We start from the raw sequence: 21,842 nt of genomic DNA, 5'->3' as shown, positions 1-21,842 counted from the left end.
GCATGCTGTTCAGGACAGGAAGACGAACCCCTCGGCGCTGGCTGGTCGTCGTCACCACGATGGCGCTGCTCGGCGTCGGCGTGCTGGTGGCCTCGCCGAGCGCCCAGGCCGCGACGGTCGACCCCAACGCCACCTACGTGTTCGTCAACCGGCACAGCGGCAAGGCGATGGACGTGTGGAACTGGTCCACCGCCGACAACGCCCCGGTCAACCAGTACACCCGCAACGACGCCGCCGTGCAGCAGTGGCGGTTCGTCGACGTGGGAAGCGGCTACTACCAGGTCCGCTCCGTGCACAGCGGCAAGGTCCTCGAACTGCCGAACGCCAACGACGGCGTCCAACTCGTGCAGAACACCGCGGCCAGCGGCAACACCCGCCAGCACTTCCGACTCGCCGACTCCGCCGGCGGGTACGTGCGGTTCGTCAACCGGCACTCCGACAAGGTCCTCGACGTGTGGGGCTGGTCCACCGCCGACGGCGGCATGATCTCCCAGTACCAGGACCACGACGGCGCCAACCAGCAGTGGCAGCTGGTCACCCTCGGCGGCGGCAACGGCAACGGCTGCGGCAGCGGCTCGTTCCAGGCCGAGGCGGTGCTCAACGGCGGCACCTGGACCGCCCGCAACGGTGGCAGCACGGTCTACACCGGCAGCGACATGCGGTCCGCCGTCCAGGCCGCGGTGAACAGCCTCAGCGCCGGCCGGACCAGCAAGCAGCGGGTGGTGGTACGCGGCTCCGGCTCGATCAGCGCCGGCTCGCGCATCTCCCTGCCCAGCTACACGACCATCGACGTCTGCGGCACGATAAACGTGACCGGTTCCGGCTCCGGTGACCAGGCCCCGATCTACTCGCGCGGCACCACCCAGGTCGAGGTGCAGAACCTCACCGTCACCGGCACGCCGCTCTACGGCATCTTCATGCGCAACGTGACGAACGTGATCCTCGGCCAGATCGACCTGCGCGTCTCCAGCGGGCTGGGGATACGCATCGACAACCGGGGCGACACCAGCCAGTGGACGCGCAACGTGCGCATCGACAACGTGTACGTCTCCGGCACCAGCACCCACGGCGTGGAGACCTACGGCGTGGACGGACTGACCGTCGGCACCGTGACCGCCCGTAACGTCGGCGGTTCCGGCCTGCTGCTCAACGAGACCATCAACGCCACCGTGACCACTGTCGACGCGGAGAACGCCGGCACCGGCACCGGCTACGCGGCGTTCCGCACCGCCAACCGCGCCGGCCGGATCGGGTCCGGTTACCCCACCAACATCCGGGTCGGCACCGTCCGGGCACGCGGCGGCGGTCGGGGCATCTTCTGCGTCTCCGAATCCGGCGGCGTGGCGGTCAACCGGGTCGACATCGCGAACACCGGCAACAACGCGATCCTGATCGAGAACTGCTACGGCGTGGACATCGCGGCCGGCGGCGGCACCATCAGCGGCGGCGGAGAGGTCCGGCTGGCGGCGCGGACGGAGTTCCCCGGCAACCGGGACATCACCCTGCGAAACTTCACCCTGGTCAACAGCCGGATCCTGGAGAGCCCCTGCACGACCAATTTGACCATCAGCAACGTCACCCTCAGCAATTCGAGCATCAGCCGCTGCTGACCGTGCCGGGGCCGCCCGGATGTTCCCGGGCGGCCCCGGCCACGTCGGCCCGGCAGGCACCCACCCGGGCGCGGGTACGCCGGGGACGTCCGGCGACCGGACGCCACCCCCAGGCACCCCGGCCGGAGCCGGTTGACAGATCATGGAGGCGATCCCAGACTGGCTCGCGTCGATCCGTCGGCCGCCGGTGAGGAGCCTGGATGAAGATCGCCGATGTCCGGGTCATCGTCACCTGTCCCGGCCGCAACTTCGTCACGCTGAAGATCGTGACGGACGACGGGGTGACCGGGGTCGGCGACGCGACGCTCGCCGGCCGGGAGCTCGCGGTCGCGAGTTACCTGACCGAGCACGTCGTGCCGCTGTTGATCGGCCGGGAGGCGGACCGGATCGAGGACACCTGGCAGTACCTGTACCGGGGGGCGTACTGGCGACGTGGCCCGGTGACGATGAGCGCCATCGCGGCGGTGGACACCGCGCTCTGGGACATCAAGGGCAAGGTGGCCGGGCTACCCGTCTACCAGCTGCTGGGCGGCCGCAGTCGCGACGGGGTGACCGTCTACGGCCACGCGAACGCACCCACCGTGGACGGGCTCCTCGCCGAGCTGGCCCGCCACCTCGATCTCGGGTACCGCGCAATTCGGGTGCAGTGCGGCGTGCCCGGGCTGACCGACACCTACGGAGTGGGACAGGACAAGCCGGCGGGCACGGCCGTCCCGGCCGAGACCGTGTGGAGCAGCGAACGGTATCTCCACCACGTGCCGTCGGTCTTCGCGCAGGTTCGCAGCGAGTTCGGGCCGGAGGTGAAGTTGCTGCACGACGTGCACCACCGGCTCACTCCCATCGAGGCCGCCCGGTTGGGCAAGTCCCTGGAGCCGTACGCGCTGACCTGGCTGGAGGATCCGGTGCCGGCGGAGCTGCAGGAGGGCTACCGGCTGATCCGTCAGCACACCACCACGCCGATCGCCGTCGGCGAGGTGTTCAACACCGTCTGGGACTGCCAGCAGCTCATCACCGAGCAGCTCATCGACTACGTACGGGCCACCGTCGTGCACGCGGGAGGCATCACCCACCTGCGCCGCATCTTCGATCTCGCCCACCTGTACCACGTCCGCAGCGGGTCGCACGGCACCACCACCATGTCCCCGGTGTCCCTGGCCGCGGCCCTGCACCTCGACGTCAGCATCCCCAACTTCGGTCTGCAGGAGTACCTGCCGTACACCGAGGCGACCGACGCGGTCTTCCCGCACTCGTACCGCTTCGCCGACGGCTGCCTGCACCCGTCGGAGGAGCCGGGGCTCGGCGTCGACATCGACGAGGAGTCGGCCGCGCGGCACCCGTACCGGCCGGCTTCACTGCCGGTCAACCGGTTGGAGGACGGCACCCTGCACAACTGGTGACGTGGCCTCGGCCTGAACAGCTGAGCCAGGCCGCACCTGGCGCGCCAAGGCCCGGCGCGGACATGTCCGCGCCGGGCCCGGGTGTCGTGCTGACGGATCAGCTCCCGGAGCAGGCGAGGCTACCGGATGGCCCGGTACCTGTGCCCTGGAAGCCGAAGCTGGCGGTGCCGCCGGCGGCGACGTTGCCGTTGTAACTGACGTTGCGGAACGTCACATTGCCACTGGTACCGCTGGCGTTGGCGTTCCACGTGTTGGTCAACGAGCTACCGCCCGGAAGTCCGATGGTTACCGCCCAGCCGTTCAAACTGCTGGAACCTGCGGTGACCCGGATCTGAGCGACGAAGCCACCGTTCCACTGGTCCAGCGACGCCACCGATGCGGTGCATCCGGATCCACCGGGCGGCGGGGTGCTCGGTGGCGGGGTGCTCGGCGGCGGAGTGGTGGGCGGCGGAGTCGTCGGCGGCGGGGTGGTGGGCGGCGGGGTCGTGGGCGGCGGGGTGGTCCCGCCCGCGTTCAGGGCTTCGAGCGTCGCGTTGTACGCCTGCTTCTTGTTGCCGTTGTTGTCGAACAGCAGCGGCGTGCCGTACGAGCGCCACGAGTCGCTGTCCCGGATGCCCCACACGGTGATGCCGTTGCACCGCGGGACCGCGAGGCAGTCCTGGACCACCCGACGGTAGGTGTCCGCCTGCTGGGTGCCGGAGCCTTCGATGTCCAGCTCGGTGATCTGCACGTCCACCCCGAGGGCGGCGAAGCTGGACAGCGTGGTGCGGTAGTTGCTGTTGTACGCCGACTGGGCGTTGAAGTGCGACTGGAACCCGACGCAGTCGATCGGCACGCCACGCTGCTTGAAGTCCTGCACCATCCGGTAGACGGCCTGGGTCTTGGCCCAGGTCCAGTTGTCGGTGTTGTAGTCGTTGTAGCAGAGCTTGGCGCCCGGGTCGGCGGCCCGGGCGGCCCGGAACGCCGCCTCGATCCAGTCGTTGCCGGTGCGCTGCAGGTTCGAGTCCCGCCGCGCGCCGCTGTTGCCGTCGTCGAACGCCTCGTTCACCACGTCCCACGAGTCGATCTTGCCGCGGTAGTAGGTCGCGACCCGGGTGACGTGGTTGAGCATCGCGTTGCGCAGCGCGGTGCCCGACATGTTCCGCATCCACTCGGGCTGCTGCGAGTGCCAGGCCAGGGTGTGACCCCGGACCTTCCAGCCCCGGGACAGAGCGTGGTTGACGATCCGGTCCGCGTTGCCGAACGTGAAGTTGTTCTGCTGCGGCTCGAGCGCGTCGATCTTCATCTCGTTCTCGGCGGTGACCGAGTTGAACTCGCGGTTCAGGATGTTGACGTAGGTGGAGTCGGAGAGCTTGTGCCCCGCCACCGCGGCACCGAAGTACCGCCCGGACTGGGCCGCGGCCGCACCGAGGGTGGACTCGGCGGCCTGGGCGCTGGAGGTCGCCACCACCACGCTGGTGGCGACGAGGGCGAGACCGACTGCGGCCGAGACCAACGCGGCGCGTGGTCGCAGTCGGGTGGCCGGCCGCCCGCTGGCGCGGGCGTGGGCGTTGTTCATGGCATGAGCCTTTCGACGAAGCCGTGCTGATGAGAAGCCGGCCCCGACTACTGCCCAGCACGATGACTCTCCGTCGCCGACGCGGTCGCCCGGATGCCGCGTCGGCCGGTGCACTCAGCCCGCCATCGTGAGTAGATCGAGGCTGTTGTATCGAAAACCTTATCGAAACAGGTCCGAAAGCTCAACGCGCCAGGGAACTCTTTGCCCGTCCGTCCCAATCACCGTCCGAAACGGCTGCCGTCGTAGCGGCGGGGTGGGGTGTCACGCCGGTGAGATCTGGGCCCCCGAAACTTTCGGCCGGTGCGACCGGTCCGCGGTGACGCCGTCGAGCACATCGGCCAGCCAGCGTAGCTGCCGCCGGGTGTGGGTGGCCTCCCCGTGCTCGTGTCCGTTGAACGGGTAGACGTGCATCGCGCGCTCGGGTCGGGGGCCGAACGCGGTGGCGCCGTAGTGGTTGTAGGCGGCGAACCCGGTGCTCGGGGGGCACACCATGTCCCGCAGGCCGATGCCGAAGTGGACCGGTGCGTGGGCCCGACGGGCGAAGCTGACCCCGTCGACGTAGGACAACGTGCGACGTACCGCCGGCTCCGCGTCGCGGTTGACCGCGAGGTAGTTGGCGATCTCGCCGTACGCCCCCACCTCGGTGATCTCGAGGGCCCGCTGCGGGTGACAGAGGAACGGCGCGGTGGTGAGCACCGCCGCCAGTTCGACGTCGAGCCCGGCGACGGCAAGGGCCAGTCCGCCACCCTGGCTGTTGCCCGCCGCCACCACACCGTGCGGGTCGACCCCCGGCAGGGCGCGCGCCGCCTCGACCGCGCGTGCCGCGTCGGTGATGAGCCGGCGGTAGTAGTAGCCCTCCGGGCTCAGGATGCCGCGGGTCAGCGGCGACGGCCCCCCGGGCGCCTCGCCGTGCGGGTCCGGGGTGTCCCCCGCGCCGTACCGGCCGGACTGTCCCCGGGCGTCCATGAGCAGGTGGGCGTAGCCGGCGACCGGCCAGATCAGGCGTTCGTGCGGCAGCCCCCGGCCACGCCCGTAGCCGACGTACTCCACGATCACCGGCAGCGCCTCGTCCACCCCGGCCGGGCGGTTGTACCAGGCCCGGACCGGGTCGCCGCCGAACCCGGCGAAGGTGACGTCCCAGCTGTCCACCAGCCGCAGGTCGGTCGGCTCAGGCCGCACGTCGAGCAGCACCGGTGACTGCGCCGCCGCGTCCAGGGTCGACCGCCAGAAGGCGTCGAAGTCGGCGGGCTCGGCCACGGCCGGCGCGTACTGCCGTAACTGGTCCAGTGGAAGGTCGAACAGGGGCATGGCTCCTCGCAACGGGCTCGGTCACGAATGCGGTGGCGGTGCGGTGCTTTCCCGGATGACCAGCTCGGCGACCAGGTCTATCCGGCTGGTGGGCAGGGCGTTGCCGCGGGCGAGATCGAGCAGCATCTGGGCGGCGGTGCCGGCCATGTCGCGCAGGGGCTGGTTGACCGTGGTCAGGGCCGGACCCACCCAGGCCGAGAGCGGCAGGTTGTCGTAGCCGACCACCGACACGTCGCCCGGCACGTCCAGGCCGAGCTGCCGAGCCGCCCGCAACACCCCGAGCGCCTGCAGGTCGGAGCCGGCGAAGATCGCCGTCGGCCGGTCCGGCCGGCTGAGCAACTCGATGCCATGGGTGTAGCCGGCGTCGAGGTGGAAGTTGCCGTGCCGGATCAGCGTGGCATCGATCGGGACGCCGAGTTCCTCGTGGGCGCAGCGGAAGCCGGCGGTGCGGGCGCGGGCGCAGAGCACGTCGCGCGGACCGGAGATGACCGCGATCCGGCGATGCCCGAGATCCAACAGGTGCCGGGTGGCGATCAGTCCGCCGTTCCAGTTGTTCGAGCCGACGGTGGGCACGGACGCCACGCTGGCGCTGTCGGTGTCGATGACGACCACGGGAATCGACTGGCGCTGCAACTGCTGCCGTTGCGGATCGGTCAGGTTGCACATCACCAGCAGCACCCCCAGCGGACGCCGGGCGACCACCGCGTCGACCCAGGACTGCGGCGGCCGGCGGGCGGCACTGAGCTGCGACAGCATCACGTTCACCCCGGTCAGGGCGGCAACCGCCTCGACCCCCCTGATGATCTCCAGAGCCCAGTCGGACCCGAACTCGTGGAACACCAGGTCGATCTGGCCCTCGCCGGGCGCGCGGCGGGCGCGTCGACGGTAGCGGTGCCGTTGCAGGCTGGCCTCGACCCGCGCGCGGGTCACGGCGGCGACGTCCGACCGTCCGTTGAGGACCTTGGAGACCGTCGCCGAGGAGACACCGACCTCGCGGGCGATGGTCGCGATGGTGGCGGAGCCCAGCGCTGCCGACGATCGCTTCTCTGCCATCCGATCCTCTGCAACGAATCCGAAAATTTCGGAGACTGTAGCACGCCACGAGCCGCCAGAGGGTGACCCGAATCGATGCTGCCCACTGGCGGCGATGAATTCCGGCAATCGCTTACCAGCACGACAGGTGCGGTCTGAACAGTCTTTCCGCAACCCTTGACACGCCCTGTTGACGCCCTTAAGTTCCCCGACACAGGTGTCCGACTGGTTTCCGAAAATTTCGACAATCGCCGTCTTCCACGGCGGTCGGCGTGGCCTGCCGGGAGAACCTCCCGGCCCCGGCCGGAGGGGTTCGCATGACAAGTCAGCTGCCCGTCGACGACCGATTGGCGTCCACTCACGCCGATCGGTGGCGTGATCCGACGTTGCGACCGGACGAACGGGCCGACGCGCTCATCCCGCTGATGTCGCTCGAGGAGAAGCTCGCTCAACTGGTCGGTCTCTGGGTCGGTGCGGAGGCGTCCGGTGAGGGGGTCGCTCCCCATCAGACCGACATGGTCGAGCACACCCCGCCGTGGTCGGAGGCGATCCGGCACGGCCTGGGGCAGCTGACCCGGCCGTTCGGGACCGCGCCGGTCGACCCGGTCCTCGGCGCGCGGTCCCTGGCCGCGTCCCAGGCGCAGATCGTCGCGGCGAGCCGGTTCGGTATCCCGGCGCAGGTGCACGAGGAGTGCCTCACCGGCTTCGCCGCCTGGCGGGCGACCGTCTACCCGACGCCGCTGAGCTGGGGAGCGGCCTTCGACCCGGAGCTGGTCGAGGAGATGGCCGGGCTGATCGGCCGGTCGATGCGGGCCGCCGGTGTCCATCAGGGACTCGCCCCGGTGCTGGACGTCACCCGTGACTACCGCTGGGGGCGCACCGAGGAGACGATCGGCGAGGACCCCTACCTGGTCGGCACGGTCGGCGCGGCGTACGTGCGCGGGTTGGAACGGGCCGGTGTGGTGGCGACGCTCAAACACTTCGCCGGATACTCGGCGTCGCGGGGCGGCCGGAACCTGGCGCCGACGGCGATGGGGCACCGGGAGCTGGCCGACGTGATCCTCCCGCCCTTCGAGATGGCCCTGCGCCTGGGCGGGGCGCGATCGGTGATGAACTCGTACGCCGAGATCGACGGTGTGCCGGCGGCCGCCGACGCGGGCCTGCTCACCCGGACGCTGCGTGACCAGTGGGGTTTCGACGGCGTGCTGGTCGCCGACTACTTCGCCGTTCGGTTCCTGCAGACCCTGCACGGCGTCGCCGCCGACGCCGCGGCGGCGGCCCGGCTGGCGCTGCGGGCCGGCATAGACGTGGAACTGCCCACCGTGGACGCCTACGGCGCGCCGCTGGCGGCGGCGGTGCGCTCCGGCGAGGTGAGCGAGGCGCTCGTCGACCGGGCCCTGCGGCGGGTGCTGATTCAGAAGATCGAGCTGGGGCTGCTCGACGAGGGCTGGCAGGAGTTGCCGCCGGACGTCGAGGCGCTGCGCTTCGACGACGAGGCCAGCCAGGCCGTTGCCCTGCGACTGGCCCGCCAGTCGGTCGTCCTGCTCCGCAACCAGGACGGCCTGCTGCCCCTCGCCCCCGACCAGCGGGTCGCGCTGGTCGGGCCGGTCGCCGACGACGCGATGGCCATGCTCGGCTGTTACACGTTCCCGCTGCACGTCGGGGTGCATCACCCCGAGTACGGCACCGGCGTCGAGATCCCGTCCCTGCGCGAGGAACTTCAGCGGCGGTGTCCGCAGCTCACCCACGTACCGGGTACCGACATCACCGGCGAGGACACCTCGGGCATCGCGGCGGCGGTCCAGGCGGCCACCGACGCCGACGTCTGCGTCCTGGCCGTCGGCGACCGGGCCGGCATGTTCGGCCGGGGCACCTCCGGCGAGGGTTGCGACGCGGTGGATCTTGAGTTGCCGGGGGTGCAGGCCGAACTGGTACGCGCGGTGCTGGCCACCGGCACCCCCGTCGTCCTGGTGGTCCTCTCCGGCCGTCCGTACGCCCTGGGCGACGCGGTGGACCGCGCGAGCGCCGTCGTGCAGGCGTTCTTTCCCGGTCAGCTCGGCGGTCAGGCCGTGGCCGAGATCCTCACCGGCGAGGTGAACCCGTCCGGGAGGTTGCCGGTAAGCGTGCCCCGACACGCCGGTGGACTACCGGGCACCTACCTCACGCCTATTCTGGGCCGGAAGTCGAAGGTGTCCTCGGTGGACCCGACGCCGGCATTCCCGTTCGGCCACGGTCTGAGCTACACCACCTTCGAGTGGAGCGGCGCCGCGGTGAGCGACGCGCCGGGCGGCGACACCGGGGAGCCGACGACCTGGCCGGTCGACGGGGAGGTGACCGTCGGGGTCACCGTCCGCAACACCGGCACCCGGGCCGGCACCGAGGTGGTCCAGCTCTACCTGCACGATCCGGTGGCGCAGACCACCCGGCCCGTGGTGCGCCTGATCGGGTACGCGCGGGTACCGGTGGAGCCCGGCGGGGCGGCGCGGGTCAGCTTCGCGGTCCCCGCCGACGTCACCTCGTTCACCGGCGTGCACGGCCGGCGCGTGGTTGAGCCCGGTGAGATGCACCTGCGGCTCAGCCGCTCCAGCGGCGACGTGGTGGCCAGCCTGGCACTGCGGCTGGTGGGCGACGAGCGCGAGGTCGGCCACCACCGGGAGCTGCTGTCCCGGGTACGTGTCGAACCGGTCGCCGGGCCCGCAGCGGGGAGCCGGCCATGAGCAGCGTGACCACCCTGACCCCGTCGCCGGCCAGCCCCGACGCGACGACACCGAACCCGCCGCCACGCGTCGCCCGGCAGACCTGGCGGCGGGCGCTGCGGCGGGACTGGCAGCTGTACTCGCTGGCGATCCTGCCGCTGCTGTTCTTCCTGATCTTCAGGTACCTGCCGATGCTGGGCAACATCATCGCCTTCCGTCGCTTCCAGCCCGGCGGCAACATCTTCGGCGAGTACTGGGTCGGGCTGCGCTACTTCAAGATGTTCCTGAACGATCCGACGTTCTGGAACGTCTTCACCAACACCCTGGTGCTGGGTGCGCTGACCCTGCTGTTCTGCTTCCCGCTGCCCATCGTGCTGGCGCTGCTGCTCAACGAGGTACGGGCCCGCAAGCTCAAGCGGTTCGTGCAGTCGGTGTCGTACCTGCCGCACTTCCTGTCCATCGTGATCGTGGCGGCCATCGTCATGCAGCTGCTGTCCATGGACGGCACGGTCAACCAACTCGTCCGCGCCGGTGGCGGTGACGCCATTCCGTTCCTGCAGCGGCCGGAGTGGTTCCGCACCATCTACGTCTCCTCGGAGGTCTGGCAGACCGTCGGCTGGGGCACGATCCTCTACCTGGCGGCGCTCACCACCATCGACGACGACCTCTACGAGGCGGCCCGCATCGACGGCGCCAACCGGTGGCGGCAGACCTGGCACGTCACGCTGCCGGGCATCCGGCCGACCATGGTGACGCTGCTGATCCTCAACATCGGCGCCTTCATGGCGGTCGGCTTCGAGAAGATCCTGCTGCTGTACAACCCGTTGACCTATCCGACCGCGGACGTGATCTCGACGTATCTGTTCCGGATGGGCTTCCAGTCCAGCAACTTCAGCTACGCCGCCGCGATCGGGCTGTTCGAGGCGGTGATCGGGTTGATCCTGGTCGTCTCGGCGAACCTGATCGCCCGCCGCACGGTGGGGACGAGCCTGTGGTGACCGTCGACACCGCCGAGCGGTCATCCGAGTCCGCGCCCCGTCCCCGTCGCCGCGGCATCCAGGAGACCCGGGGCTACCGGGTGTTCCGGGTGGTCAACGGGATCGTCCTGACCCTCGTGGTGGTGGTGACGCTCTACCCGTTCGTCAACATCGTGGCCCGGTCGTTGAGCGACGAGGCGTACATCATCGCCGGCAAGGTGAACCTCGTGCCGCGCGGGTTCACCCTGGAGACGTACCAGCTGCTGATGTCCGACCCGCTGTTCTGGACGAACTACCGCAACACCGTGTTCTACACGGTGACTGCCACGGTCATCTCGATCGTGATGACCACCTGCTACGCGTACGTGCTGTCGAAGAAGCAGCTCAAGGGACGCGGGGCGCTCGTCGGCATCGCGGTCTTCACCATGTTCTTCACCGGCGGCCTCATCCCCAACTACGTCCTGGTCACCAGCCTGGGCCTGAAGAACAGCGTCTGGGCCATCGCACTGCCCAACGCGATAAACGTGTTCAACCTGCTGGTGATGAAGGCGTTCTTCGAGAGCCTGCCGACGGAGTTGGAGGAGGCCGCCGCCGTCGACGGGCTCAACACGTACGGCATCCTGCTGCGGATTGTACTGCCGTTGTCGAAGGCCATCGTCGCCACGATGGTGCTCTTCTACGCGGTGGCCTTCTGGAACTCCTGGTTCGCGGCCTTCCTCTACATGGACCGGCAGGAGCTGTGGCCGGTCACCGTCTACCTGCGCAACCTGATCGCCGGTGCCACCGGCGCGGAGAACGTCGGGGCGATCACCGAGGCGAACGAGGTACAGGCCGAGGCGACGCTGAAGGCCGTGACCATCGTGCTCACCACTCTGCCGATCCTCCTGGTCTATCCCTTCGTCCAGCGGTACTTCGTCCGGGGCATCATGCTCGGCGCGGTCAAGGGCTGACCAGTAGCGAACACCCCTCCCACCACCAAGTTGAAAGGATCCCGCCATGTTCCGCAGATCGTGGCGTCACGCGGCGGCGACTGCCGCCGTGCTGCTGGCCCTCGGCAGCGTCACCGCCTGTGGCGACGACTCGTCCGACAGCGAGGACCTGTCGGAGAACCGGGCCGGCGCGATGGAGAACTACGCCGTCGGTACCCAGTTCAAGGCCACCGAGCCGCTCTCCTTCTCCGTCCTCTACAACAACCACCCGAACTACCCGCTGAAGGAGGACTGGCTGTTCTGGACGGAGTTGAAGTCCCGGACGAACGTCAGCCTCGAGAAGGTGGCGGTGCCGCTGAGCGACTACAACCAGAAGCGCAGCCTGCTCATCGGTGCCGGCGACGCCCCGTTGCTGATCCCGAAGACCTATCCGCCGGACGTGCACGCCTACGTCTCCTCGGGGGCGATCCTGCCGGTCAGCGACTACCTCGATCTGATGCCGAACTTCAAGGACAAGATCGAGAAGTGGAATCTGAAGGCTGAGATGGACACGCTGCGCCAGCAGGACGGCAAGTTCTACCTGCTGCCCGGCCTGCACGAGAAGCCCTGGCACGAGTACTCCCTGGCGGTCCGCACCGACATCCTCGAAGAGCTGAACCTCCAGGTCCCGAAGACCTGGGACGAGGTCTACACCATGCTCAAGGCGATGAAGGCGGCGTACCCGGACGTCTACCCGTTCTCGGACCGGTTCAGCCAGCCCAACCCGGCCGGCAACCTGCTCAACATGCTGGCCGTGTCGTACGGTCTGCAGGGCGCGGGCTGGAACTTCCAGCACGTCACCTGGAACGACCAGGCGCAGCAGTTCGAGTACACCGGAGCCACCGAGCAGTACAAGCAGATGTTGCAGTACCTCAACAAGCTGGTGTCGGAGAAGCTGCTCGACCCGGAGAGCTTCACCCAGACCGACGACCTGGCCCGGCAGAAGCTCGCCAACAGCAAGTCCTTCGTGATCAGCAGCAACGCCCAGACGTTGGTCAACGACTACCGGCCGGACCTGGCGGCGACCAACCCGAAGGCGAAGATCACCAAGATCCCGCTGCCCATCGGCCCGGCTGGCGAGATCAACCCGGCCAGCCGGCTGGAGAACGGCATGATGATCTCCTCGAAGGCCCGTGACAGCAAGAACTTCGTGGCGATGATGCAGTTCGTCGACTGGCTCTGGTACTCCGACGAGGGGCAGGAGTTCGCCAAGTGGGGCGTCGAGGGCACCACCTTCGTCAAGGACGCCACCGGCAAGAAGACCCTCGCTCCGGACGTCGACATGATCGGGCTCAACCCCGGCGCGCCCAAGCACCTCCAGAAGGACTTCGGCTTCGGCAACGGCGTGTTCGCCTACGGCGGCAAGCCCGAGCTGGTGCAGGCGTTCTTCTCGCCCGAGGAGCAGGAGTTCCAGCAGGTGATGAACGCCCGAGCGCCGAAGTCGCCGCCGCCGCCGTACCCGCTGAACGACGAGGAACGCGAGCAGGTGTCGCTCTGGGAGACCCCGCTGAAGGACCACGTCTACCAGGCCACGCTCCAGTTCGTGCTCGGGCAGCGTGACTTCGCCGAGTGGGACGCCTACGTGGCGGAGTTGAAGAGCAAGAACATGGACGCCTACCTCGAACTGGTCAACGAGGCGCACAAGCGCTACCAGGAGAAGAACTAGCAGACCTGTCCGGTCCGGTCGTGTCGGCGCGACCGGACCGGGCACCCTCCACCCCGAGCACAGGGACGACGATGCGGATCACCGTTGCGGAGCGACCCGTCGGCCGGCTGAGCGACGCGTGGCGCCTGGCCGTCGGCACCGGCCGGCTCGACCTGGCCCTGCGCCGCGACTACCAGGACTCGTTGGCGCTGGTCCAACGCGAGATCGGCTTCCGGTACATCCGCGGGCACGGCCTGCTCGGCGACGGCCTCGGAGTGCACCGACCGTACGAGTACCGGGACCGACGCCAGGTTCGGCACGCCTTCGGCTACCTCGACCAGATCGTCGACGCCTACCTCGAACTGGGCGTCAGGCCGTTCGTGGAACTGGGCTTCATGCCCTCCGGGCTGGCCAGCGGCGAGCAGACGGTCTTCTGGTGGCGCGGCAACGTCACCCCGCCCCGGTCGCACACCGAATGGGCCGACCTGGTCCGGGCAACCATCGGTCATCTCGTGGACCGGTACGGCCTGGACGAGGTGCGCGGTTGGCCGATCGAGGTGTGGAACGAGCCCGACCTCAAGGAGTTCTGGCAGGACGCCGACGCCGACGCCTACCACCGGCTCTACGAGGTGACCGCGTACGCGGTGAAGGACGTCGACGCCGACCTCCAGGTCGGTGGCCCGGCGCTCTCCCCCGGCGCCGACGACGGATGGCTGCCCCGGTTCGCCGAGTTCGTCACCGACCGTTCGGTGCCGATCGACTTCGTCAGTCGGCACGCCTACAGCTCCGGCCCGGCCCAGCACGTGCCGTTCGGCGTACACCAGACCCTCGCTCCGGCGCAGCGGCTGCTGGAGCAGTTCGCCAGCCCGCGCCGGCTGCTCGCCGGCACCGCGCTGGCCGACCTGCCGGTGCACATCACCGAGTTCAACAGCTCGTACCGGCCGGACAACCCCATCCACGACACCGCCTTCCACGCCGCCTACCTCGCCCCGGTGCTGGCCGGCGGCGGTGACCTGGTCGACTCCTTCGCGTACTGGACCTTCAGCGACGTGTTCGAGGAGGTGGGTATCCCGACCACACTGTTCCACGGCGGCTTCGGCCTGCTCACCCACCGGCAGATCCGCAAGCCCACATACCACCTGTACGCCTTCATGAACCGGCTGGGCACACAGATCCTGGCCCGTGGCGCGGACCATCTGGTCACCCGGGACGACACCGGCCGCATCGCGGTGCTGGCCTGGGCACCGGTCGACGTCAACGGCGGTGGACCGGTGGACGGCCACGCCGTACGCCTGTCGCTGCCGGTCACCGACCCGGCCGCCCGCACCGCGTTCCTGCTGCGCTCCTCGGTCAGCGAGGAGTCCGGCAACGCCTGGCGGGCCTGGTGCGAACTGGGCCGACCCCCCTCCCCCACCGCCCGTCAACTGGACGTCCTGCGGCAGGCCGCCGAGCCGGCCCGACGGCACGGCTCGCTGCCGGTGCTGGCCGGCCGCGTCGAGCTGGACCTGCACCTGGCCCGGCACGAGGTGACCCTGGCCGAGGTGAGCCCGGTGACCGACGAGACTCCGCCCTGGTGGGACGAGCGGCGACTGCTGGGCGGTGAGGCGTCATGAGCACCACCACCCGTCGTGAGTTCGGTGCCGGCCCGCTGTCCCGAGGGGCAGCGCTGATCTACACCCTGCTGGTGGTGGAGGTGCTGCTGCTGGTCTGCGCGGCGCCCGGCCTGGTGGCGTTGTTCGCGCTGGAGCGGCACGTGAGCAACCTGCCGCTGGTCGCGCTCTGTGCGGTACCGCTCGGCCCGGCCATCGCCGCCGCGCTGTACGCCCTGCATCGGCAGCGTCTCGACCTGACCGAGCTGCACCCGGGGCGGCTGTTCTGGCGCGGCTACCGGGCCAACCTGACCGGCTCGCTGCTGGTCTGGGTGCCGACGCTGGTGTGGCTGACCGTCATCGCGGTCAACCTGGTCAACCTGCCGGCGGCGGGGGTGCCCGGCTGGTGGGCGGTGCCGCTGGTGCTGGTCGGTGCCGGGGTGTCGGTGGTCGGGGTCAACGCCCTGGTGATCACGTCGCTGTTCACGTTCCGGCTGCGTGACGTGTTCCGGCTGGCCGGGTACTTCGTGCTGCGTACCCCGGTGGTCGCCGTCGGCACCGTGTTGCTGCTGGTGGCGGCGACCGCGCTCACCATCGTCGCCTCGGAGGCGGCGCTCGCCGCCCTCGGCTCGGTGCTGGCGCTCGCGCTGGTCCGTGGTGGCGCACCGATGACCGACATCATCGCCGAGGAGTTCGTCGAGTGAGTCTGCCCGTCACGCCCAGGTACCGCCGCTCCTCCGGCATGGCTGATTCCCAGTCGATGTGAGTGTGCGATCCATCGTGGACACGCGCTCACTCCGTCTCGGCGGTGAGGGTACGGAGGTTTCCGCGTACCTTTTCAAGCAGTTCGACGAGCGCGGCTCGTTGGTCGGCGGCCATGCCGGCCGTTGCGGTCTCGGCGAGCGTGCGCCAGGCCGCCTCGATGTTCGGGATGACGGCGCGGCCCTTGGAGGTCAACCGGATCCGGGTGGCACGCCGATCGCCCGGTACGGGTTCCCTGATGAACCAACCACCCTGATCGAGGCGACTGAGGCTGCGGGTCACCGTGGGTTGTTCCACGCCGAGGCGGGCGGCGATCTCGGAGATGGTCATACCGTCGGGTTCCTGGCCAAGGATCCACAGCAGGACGTCCTGCCCCGGGTGCAGGGCGAGCGCGCTGAGCGCGTCGGCCTGTGCGCTGCGGTACAGCTTGGCCACCTTGACCAGGGCTTTGTTGGTGGCCAGGACATCCGTCAGTTCCACCCGGGCAGTGTACGAGTTGACGGGCCGCCAGCACCTGTTCCATAGTCGGCTAACCTATAGCCGACTATGGAGATGATGATGGAAACCGGTTTGTCGAACAGGGTCGCCCTCGTCACCGGGGCCTCCGGGGCCATCGGCCGCGCCATCGCCCTGCACCTGGCGGCCGAGGGCGCCGCCGTCGCCGTGTCCTGGCACACCAACCACGACGGGGCCCTCGACGTGGTCGACGCCGTCACGCGAGCCGGCGGTCGGGCCTGCGCCGTCCACCTGGACCACGGCAGTCCCACCAGCATGCCGCGGGTCGTCGAGGACATCGCCGGACGTCTCGGGCCGGTCACCGTTCTGGTTGCCAACGCCGTGCGGTGGCCCTCCTTCGACGCCGACGAGATCGGTGGCCTCATCACGTCGCTGTCCGCCAACACCGTGGGTTCGGTGGCACTGATCGATGCGGCTCTGCCAGCCATGCGCACCGCCGGCTGGGGACGCATCGTCGTCGTGTCGACCGACATCGTCGCGCAACCCATGGCCGGGCCACTCGCCTACGCCACGGCGAAGGGCGCGCTCGAGACCGCCGCGCGGGTGCTCGCCGTCCGGGAGGCCCGCCACGGCATCCTGACGAACACCGTACGCCCCGGCTTCACCCTCACCGACAAGGCGCTGACCGCCCCGTTCCTGGGACCGGACGCGGTCGCGGCCGAATCGGCCAAGACTCCCACCGGTCGCATCTGCACTCCCGAGGACGTCGCTACCGCCGTCACCTACCTGGCCTCGGCGGCGAACGGTCACGTCAACGGGCAGACGTTGTCGCTGGCCGGTGGTCGCGAACTCGTTCGCGGGTGACCCCGGCACGGGCAGCCGGTATCCGAAGGTGCCGTTGCTGGTGCGAGTGCGCCACGCCCGCACGATCCTTCACGAGCAGCGGGTGGGTGGATAATCACGGCGATGCAGTTGTACGAGCGGTCGGCCGCACTCGGGCTCCTGGACACGCTGCTGCGTGGCGCGGCCGACGGCGGTCGGGTAGGGCTGATCGCGGGCGAGGCCGGGATCGGCAAGTCGTCGGTGGTCAAGGCGTTCGCCGCGGCCTGCGGCGGCCGGGCCGTCGTGCTCTGGGGGGCCTGCGACCCGCTGGTCACCCCGCGCGCGCTGGGGCCGCTGCACGACATCGCCCGGCAGACCGGCGGTGCGCTGGCCGAGGCGCTCGCCGCCGGTGCCGGGCAGTCCGAGCTGTTCTCAGCGCTTGTCGCCGAGCTGTCCGGGCCACGTCAGCGGCCACCCAGAGTCATGGTGGTCGAGGACGCGCACTGGGCCGATGAGGCGACGCTGGACCTGCTGGTGTTCCTGGGCCGGCGGATCGAGCGACTGCCGGCGTTGCTGCTGGTGACCTACCGCGACGACGAGGTGGGGACGGACCACGCGTTACGGGCCGCGCTCGCATCGGTGCCCAGATCGGCGGTCAAACCCGTCCCGTTGACACCGCTCTCCGCGGCCTGCGTCGCCGGGCTGGCTGCCGACCACGGTCGGCCGGGTGCCGAGGTCTTCCAGCTCACGGGCGGCAACCCGCTGCTGGTCACCGAACTGCTGGCCGCGGACCACGCCGTCCCGGCCACCGTCGGCGACCTGACCCGGGCACGGCTGCGTCGGTTGTCGCCCGCCGCCCGCGAGGTGGCGCATCTGGTGTCAGTGATACCGACGAGCGCCGAGGCCGCCGTACTGGCCGGCGCGGAGGACGCTGTCGACGAATGTGTCGCGGGCGGCGTCCTGGTGGCTCGGGGCGACATGATGGCCTACCGGCACGAGTTGCTGCGCCGGGCGGTCGAGGAGTCGCTCACCCCGCCGCGGAGGGCGGCTCTACACCGACTCGCGCTGACCCGGCTCGCCCTGATCGAGGGAACCGACCCGGCCCGACTGGTACACCACGCCCGGCTCGGCGGCGACCATGCCGAGCTCGTCCGCTTCGGTCCGCGGGCCGCCGCCGGCGCCGCCGCGCAGGGCGCCCACCGGGAGGCGGTCGCCCACTTCCGGGCGGTCCGGCCGCACGCGGCGATGCTGGCGGAAGGTGACCGGATCAGCCTGCTCGAGTCGTACGCCGAGCAGGCCTACCTGGCCGGGATGGCGTCCGAGGGCCTGGAGCCGATCACCGCCGCTATCGCCGAGCGCGAGCGGCTCGGGGACCCGTTCGCGCTCGGCGAAGCCCTGCGCCGGCTGTCCCGGCTGGCGTGGTGGAGCGCGCAGGCGGAGCAGGCGCGTGACGCCGCCGATCGAGCCGTACGGGTGCTCGCACCGCTCGGCCCGAGCCAGGCGCTCGGGATGGCATACAGCAATCTGGCGCAACTACACATGCTGTCGCACCGGATCCCGGAGGCGGTCGAGTGGGGGGAGCGGGCACGGCGGCTCGCCGACCAGCTCGACGACCCGGCGACGTCGGTGCACGCCTCGATCAACATCGGCACGGCGCGGATGTTCGCCGACCACAATGCGGGCCGGGCCACTCTGCGGGCAGCGCACACCGCCGCGGCGCGCGCCGGACGCGTCGATGACGCCGCACGCGCACTGGTGAACCTGGCCACCTGCCATGAGCAGGTCGGCGACTACGCGACCGCCCATGCGGCGGCGGAGGAGGCGCTGCGGTACGCGGACACGCACGAGCTGGGTGGCTACGTGCAGTACCTGCTCGGTGTCCGGGCGGTGCTGCGGGTCGGGCGGGGCGACTGGGACGGCGCGCTGTCCGACGCGGCCGAGTCGCTGGACCGGGCGAGCGTGGCCAGCGTGGCGACCGTTCCCGCACTGGTCGCGAAGGGACGGGTCGACGCGGCGCGGGGCGGGGACGCGGCTGCGACCCTGACCCGGGCCGTTGCTGCCGCGTCAGCCACCGGTGAACTTCAGCGGATGGCGCCGGTCTACGCCGCGTGGGCCGAGTTTCACCTGCTCAATGGCGGGGCCGAAGCGGCTGCTCGGCAGTTACGTCCGGCGCTTCGGCTCGCGGTCGACCGGGGACACCCCTGGTTCGTCGACGAGCTCGCGTTCTGGCGGTGGCGGGCCACCAACGAACCGGCCCCAACCGTCGTCGCGTCCACGCCCGCCGTGCGGCCGTACCGGCTGTTGATGAGCGGCGACTGGGGAGGAGCGGCCGCCGTGTGGCGGGCGCGCGGCGACGCGTACCGCGCGCTCCAGGCGCTCACGTTCGGGGACCGCGCGGCGGCCGTGGCAGCGCTGCGCGAGTTGGACCGCCTGAACGCCGTACGACCGGCCCAGAGTCTGCGGGCCGCGCTGCGCAGGCGCGGAGTGCCGGGGGTGCCGCGCGGTCCACGGCCGGCGAGCGCCGCCAACGCCGCAGGGCTGACGCCACGTCAGGCCGAGGTGCTCGGACTGCTCGCGGAGGGCTTCACCAATGCCGAGATCGCCAGCCGGCTGACCCTGGCACCGAAGACCATCGAGCACCATGTGGCAGCCGTGCTCGACAAACTCGGCGCGACCACGCGCGGCCAGGCGGTCGCCGCAGCACGGCGACGCGGCCTCGTCGGCTGAGCACACGATCCGGTTAGCCGCTCGACGGCTGCCCCCGGCGTAACGCCAAGTTAGGGGTAATCCCCCAGGACGCGCCGACCGAAGGACCCTAGCGTCCGTCACATGACGCACCTGCGAACACCCGCCGAGTCGGCACTCTACGCGGCGGAGGCCGACCGGCACGGCTACGTCCCGGCGTACGCGCGGGTCTTCGCGCTGGCGCCGCAGGCCTACCGGGCGTGGATCGGGCTCGGCGCGGCGGTGCGCGGCGGGATGGACGAGCGCCGCTACGAGTTGGTCACCGTGGCCGCGGCCAGCGCAATGGGGGCCCGCTACTGCGTGCTCGCACACGCGGCGGTGCTGCGTGACCGGCACCTCGGCGACACTCAGCTGCGCGCCGTGCTCACCGACCACCACGCTGCCGGGCTGGACGAAACCGAGGTGGCCGTCATGGACTTCGCGGCCCGGATCGCCACGGACCCGTCGTCGGCATCGGCCGAGGAGATCGAGTCGCTGCGCGGGCATGGGCTGTCCGAGACGGACATCTTCCAGGTCATCCTGGTTGTCTGCGTGCGCCGCTTCTTCGCCGGAGCCCTGGCTGCGGCCGGCACCGTGCCCGATCCCGAGCTGGCACCCATCGCCGCCGTCGTAGCGGCCCGACCGTGAGTCCTGAACGACAGGATCCGAACGACAGACGGAAGGATGTCATGGCGAACAAGGCAGTAGTCAGTCTCACCACCGGCCTGGAGGATCCCGAGCGGGTGACCGTCGCCTTCCTCGTGACCGTCGGCGCGGCGGAGTCCGGTCGACCCACCCTCATGTTCCTGACCAAGGAGGCCGCTCGCCTCGCGCTCGACGGTGTCGCCACCGCCGTCGCCTGCGCCGGCTGTCCACCCCTGGACAGCCTCGTCGCGCGATACGTCGCGGCGTCGGGCACGTTCCTGGTCTGCCCCATCTGCTTCGATGCGCGGGGCCTCGACAAGGGGCAGCTGATAGCCAACGCCGAGTTGGGCGGCACCGTACCCATGTGGCAGTGGATCGGCGACGACCCTGTCGCGACATTCAGCTACTGACCGGTCCAAAGTCGGGTGCGAGCGGACCCGCACGAACGGTAGGTTCCCGACCCATGACCTCGGACGCTTTCGTACCAGCCGGCTTCGCTGCACCGACGTCGCTGGTCACCGACCGGTTCCGCCTCGAACCGCTGGGCCCGCAGCACAACGTGGCGGATCACGCCGCGTGGATGTCGAGCATCGAGCACATCCGTGCCACGCCTGGTTACCCGGACGGCAACTGGCCGCCGCCGAGCGGCATGTCGCTGGAGAAGAACCTTGCCGATCTGCGCCGTCATGCCGACGACTTCGTCAACGGCACCGGGTTCACCTTCACCGTCCTCGACCCGGGCAACGGCGACGTCATCGGTTGCGTCTACCTCTACCCGTCAGCCTCGGCGGAGTACGACGTGACCGTCCAGTCCTGGGTGCGGGCCGACCGCGCAGAGCTGGACGTACCGCTCGCCACCGCCGTCGCGGACTGGATCGCCACCGACTGGCCCTGGGAGCGCCCGGACCGGTGCGGCCGTTGACGGCCATTCAGGTGGTCGGGCGAGGCGTTCCAGCTGTCCACCTACCAGATGCCTGTCGAACATCGGGGCCGGGAGGAAGTCCAGGCGGCAGCGCGTGAGGAGGAGGCGATGCTGCCGGGGCTCCGAACGCTAGGACGGCTCCCAGTCACGGCTGCGGCCGGTGAGACCGAGAACCTGATCGAGCAGCGGAGCGTCGTCGGGCTGGGCGATCGACGGGCCGAACAGGCCGGGCGTGCCGTCGCTGCTGGCCTGCTGGGAGACGAGGCGGTGGACCGTCTCCAGGGTCCGGTCGTCGACGTCGTACGGCTGCCCGGTCGCGCGGGCGAGATCCCAACCGTGCACGACCAGTTCGTCAAGCGCGACGACGCCCATGATCTCGGCCGGCAGCCGCACCCCGGCAACGGCGGTCTCGCCCGTCCAGGCGGCCGGCTCGCGCCAGGCGGCAACCAACTCGTCGAGTTGCCCCGGCAGTAGCTTGCGCCACTGCGGGTCGAGCTGGTCAGCCGAGGGCTCACCCGGACCGTCCGGTGCGGGATCCGGTCCCTTCTCGGCAGCCGTCCGGAACGCGAGTGTCAGCCCCATGAGATGGTCGAGCAGATCACCGACCGTCCAGCCGGCACACGGAGTGGGATCGGGAAGCTGGTCGTCGGTGACCCCGGGCAGCAGCGCCTGCAACGCGCGGGCTGCGGGCGCGAGATCCGGGCTGCCGGCACTGTCGATCATCTCTCCTC

18 protein-coding genes are annotated in these 21,842 nt (G+C 70.2%); 13 read left to right on the top strand and 5 right to left on the bottom strand.

The features are described from left to right. The first annotated feature begins 2 nt into the window (after window positions 1-2). Together O3597_RS09195 and manD are read left to right on the top strand one after the other, a co-directional pair. Window positions 3-1,610, top strand: a complete 1,608-nt coding sequence (locus tag O3597_RS09195) for an RICIN domain-containing protein (protein WP_281603844.1) — start codon at window positions 3-5, stop codon at window positions 1,608-1,610. Between the two features lie 200 nt (window positions 1,611-1,810). Further along, complete coding sequence (manD, locus tag O3597_RS09190; protein ID WP_281603843.1) at window positions 1,811-3,007, top strand: D-mannonate dehydratase ManD; 1,197 nt, start codon at window positions 1,811-1,813, stop codon at window positions 3,005-3,007. A 97-nt stretch (window positions 3,008-3,104) separates the two neighbouring features. On the opposite strand, the gene O3597_RS09185 is transcribed toward manD, so the two are convergent. The 3 genes from O3597_RS09185 to O3597_RS09175 all read right to left on the bottom strand — a co-directional run bounded on the left by O3597_RS09185 (window position 3,105) and on the right by O3597_RS09175 (window position 6,926). Next, on the bottom strand, window positions 3,105-4,565 hold the full coding sequence (locus O3597_RS09185; RefSeq protein WP_281603842.1) for an endo-1,4-beta-xylanase: 1,461 nt from the start codon (window positions 4,563-4,565) through the stop codon (window positions 3,105-3,107). A gap of 261 nt (window positions 4,566-4,826) precedes the next feature. Further along, window positions 4,827-5,873 carry an acetylxylan esterase gene (locus tag O3597_RS09180; protein WP_281603841.1) on the bottom strand — a complete coding sequence of 349 codons (1,047 nt, stop codon included), beginning with the start codon at window positions 5,871-5,873 and terminating at the stop codon, window positions 4,827-4,829. A 21-nt stretch (window positions 5,874-5,894) separates the two neighbouring features. Beyond that, window positions 5,895-6,926 (bottom strand): LacI family DNA-binding transcriptional regulator, encoded by a 1,032-nt coding sequence (locus O3597_RS09175; protein WP_281603840.1) that lies wholly within the window; start codon window positions 6,924-6,926, stop codon window positions 5,895-5,897. A gap of 296 nt (window positions 6,927-7,222) precedes the next feature. On the opposite strand from O3597_RS09175, the gene O3597_RS09170 reads away from it, so the two are divergent. The 6 genes from O3597_RS09170 to O3597_RS09145 all read left to right on the top strand — a co-directional run bounded on the left by O3597_RS09170 (window position 7,223) and on the right by O3597_RS09145 (window position 15,484). Continuing rightward, on the top strand, window positions 7,223-9,622 hold the full coding sequence (locus tag O3597_RS09170; protein WP_281603839.1) for a glycoside hydrolase family 3 N-terminal domain-containing protein: 2,400 nt from the start codon (window positions 7,223-7,225) through the stop codon (window positions 9,620-9,622). Beyond that, complete coding sequence (locus O3597_RS09165; RefSeq protein WP_281603838.1) at window positions 9,619-10,599, top strand: ABC transporter permease subunit; 981 nt, start codon at window positions 9,619-9,621, stop codon at window positions 10,597-10,599. Before O3597_RS09170 ends, O3597_RS09165 begins: the two co-directional genes overlap by 4 nt. Next, window positions 10,596-11,528: a carbohydrate ABC transporter permease gene (locus O3597_RS09160; protein WP_281603837.1), complete on the top strand. Its 933-nt coding sequence runs from the start codon at window positions 10,596-10,598 to the stop codon at window positions 11,526-11,528. Before O3597_RS09165 ends, O3597_RS09160 begins: the two co-directional genes overlap by 4 nt. 46 nt (window positions 11,529-11,574) lie before the next feature. Further along, on the top strand, window positions 11,575-13,212 hold the full coding sequence (locus O3597_RS09155; RefSeq protein WP_281603836.1) for an extracellular solute-binding protein: 1,638 nt from the start codon (window positions 11,575-11,577) through the stop codon (window positions 13,210-13,212). 71 nt (window positions 13,213-13,283) lie between these two features. After that, window positions 13,284-14,804, top strand: a complete 1,521-nt coding sequence (locus tag O3597_RS09150; RefSeq protein ID WP_281603835.1) for a xylan 1,4-beta-xylosidase — start codon at window positions 13,284-13,286, stop codon at window positions 14,802-14,804. Then, the gene (locus tag O3597_RS09145; protein ID WP_281603834.1) at window positions 14,801-15,484 is read left to right on the top strand and encodes a DUF624 domain-containing protein; all 684 of its coding nucleotides are present in this window, start codon (window positions 14,801-14,803) and stop codon (window positions 15,482-15,484) included. The genes O3597_RS09150 and O3597_RS09145 overlap by 4 nt, the downstream gene beginning before the upstream one ends. 88 nt (window positions 15,485-15,572) lie before the next feature. On the opposite strand, the gene O3597_RS09140 is transcribed toward O3597_RS09145, so the two are convergent. Beyond that, a complete protein-coding gene (locus O3597_RS09140) occupies window positions 15,573-16,022 on the bottom strand; it encodes a MarR family transcriptional regulator (protein WP_164450134.1) in 450 nt (149 codons plus the stop codon). Window positions 16,023-16,100: 78 nt separating this feature from the next. On the opposite strand from O3597_RS09140, the gene O3597_RS09135 reads away from it, so the two are divergent. The 5 genes from O3597_RS09135 to O3597_RS09115 all read left to right on the top strand — a co-directional run bounded on the left by O3597_RS09135 (window position 16,101) and on the right by O3597_RS09115 (window position 21,111). Next, on the top strand, window positions 16,101-16,862 hold the full coding sequence (locus O3597_RS09135) for an SDR family oxidoreductase (RefSeq protein WP_164450133.1): 762 nt from the start codon (window positions 16,101-16,103) through the stop codon (window positions 16,860-16,862). A gap of 102 nt (window positions 16,863-16,964) precedes the next feature. Continuing rightward, window positions 16,965-19,547: an AAA family ATPase gene (locus O3597_RS09130; RefSeq protein ID WP_281603833.1), complete on the top strand. Its 2,583-nt coding sequence runs from the start codon at window positions 16,965-16,967 to the stop codon at window positions 19,545-19,547. A 102-nt stretch (window positions 19,548-19,649) separates the two neighbouring features. Continuing rightward, window positions 19,650-20,192 (top strand): carboxymuconolactone decarboxylase family protein, encoded by a 543-nt coding sequence (locus O3597_RS09125; protein WP_164448921.1) that lies wholly within the window; start codon window positions 19,650-19,652, stop codon window positions 20,190-20,192. A 41-nt stretch (window positions 20,193-20,233) separates the two neighbouring features. Then, complete coding sequence (locus O3597_RS09120; protein ID WP_281603832.1) at window positions 20,234-20,599, top strand: DsrE family protein; 366 nt, start codon at window positions 20,234-20,236, stop codon at window positions 20,597-20,599. A 53-nt stretch (window positions 20,600-20,652) separates the two neighbouring features. Next, on the top strand, window positions 20,653-21,111 hold the full coding sequence (locus O3597_RS09115; protein WP_164448923.1) for an N-acetyltransferase: 459 nt from the start codon (window positions 20,653-20,655) through the stop codon (window positions 21,109-21,111). A gap of 129 nt (window positions 21,112-21,240) precedes the next feature. Here the strand turns inward: O3597_RS09115 and O3597_RS09110 are convergent, their stop codons facing one another. Beyond that, window positions 21,241-21,834, bottom strand: a complete 594-nt coding sequence (locus tag O3597_RS09110) for a TIGR03086 family metal-binding protein (protein ID WP_164448924.1) — start codon at window positions 21,832-21,834, stop codon at window positions 21,241-21,243. Window positions 21,835-21,842: the final 8 nt, after the last annotated feature.

Origin of the sequence: Verrucosispora sp. WMMA2044 (genome assembly GCF_027497155.1) — a bacterium.
In the GTDB taxonomy this organism is placed as follows: Bacteria; Actinomycetota; Actinomycetes; order Mycobacteriales; family Micromonosporaceae; genus Micromonospora; species Micromonospora palythoicola.
Note: the sequence above shows the minus strand (reverse complement) of the source record. Positions and strands in the feature narration are given on the sequence as shown.

Bases quoted from the DNA above. Each gene is read 5' to 3' on its own strand.
- O3597_RS09195 (WP_281603844.1), top strand. From the start codon at position 3: ATGCTGTTCAGGACAGGAAGACGAACCCCTCGGCGCTGGCTGGTCGTC.
- manD (WP_281603843.1), top strand. From the start codon at position 1,811: ATGAAGATCGCCGATGTCCGGGTCATCGTCACCTGTCCCGGCCGCAAC.
- O3597_RS09185 (WP_281603842.1), bottom strand. From the start codon at position 4,565: ATGAACAACGCCCACGCCCGCGCCAGCGGGCGGCCGGCCACCCGACTG.
- O3597_RS09180 (WP_281603841.1), bottom strand. From the start codon at position 5,873: ATGCCCCTGTTCGACCTTCCACTGGACCAGTTACGGCAGTACGCGCCG.
- O3597_RS09175 (WP_281603840.1), bottom strand. From the start codon at position 6,926: ATGGCAGAGAAGCGATCGTCGGCAGCGCTGGGCTCCGCCACCATCGCG.
- O3597_RS09170 (WP_281603839.1), top strand. From the start codon at position 7,223: ATGACAAGTCAGCTGCCCGTCGACGACCGATTGGCGTCCACTCACGCC.
- O3597_RS09165 (WP_281603838.1), top strand. From the start codon at position 9,619: ATGAGCAGCGTGACCACCCTGACCCCGTCGCCGGCCAGCCCCGACGCG.
- O3597_RS09155 (WP_281603836.1), top strand. From the start codon at position 11,575: ATGTTCCGCAGATCGTGGCGTCACGCGGCGGCGACTGCCGCCGTGCTG.
- O3597_RS09150 (WP_281603835.1), top strand. From the start codon at position 13,284: ATGCGGATCACCGTTGCGGAGCGACCCGTCGGCCGGCTGAGCGACGCG.
- O3597_RS09145 (WP_281603834.1), top strand. From the start codon at position 14,801: ATGAGCACCACCACCCGTCGTGAGTTCGGTGCCGGCCCGCTGTCCCGA.
- O3597_RS09135 (WP_164450133.1), top strand. From the start codon at position 16,101: ATGGAAACCGGTTTGTCGAACAGGGTCGCCCTCGTCACCGGGGCCTCC.
- O3597_RS09130 (WP_281603833.1), top strand. From the start codon at position 16,965: ATGCAGTTGTACGAGCGGTCGGCCGCACTCGGGCTCCTGGACACGCTG.
- O3597_RS09125 (WP_164448921.1), top strand. From the start codon at position 19,650: ATGACGCACCTGCGAACACCCGCCGAGTCGGCACTCTACGCGGCGGAG.
- O3597_RS09120 (WP_281603832.1), top strand. From the start codon at position 20,234: ATGGCGAACAAGGCAGTAGTCAGTCTCACCACCGGCCTGGAGGATCCC.
- O3597_RS09115 (WP_164448923.1), top strand. From the start codon at position 20,653: ATGACCTCGGACGCTTTCGTACCAGCCGGCTTCGCTGCACCGACGTCG.
- O3597_RS09110 (WP_164448924.1), bottom strand. From the start codon at position 21,834: ATGATCGACAGTGCCGGCAGCCCGGATCTCGCGCCCGCAGCCCGCGCG.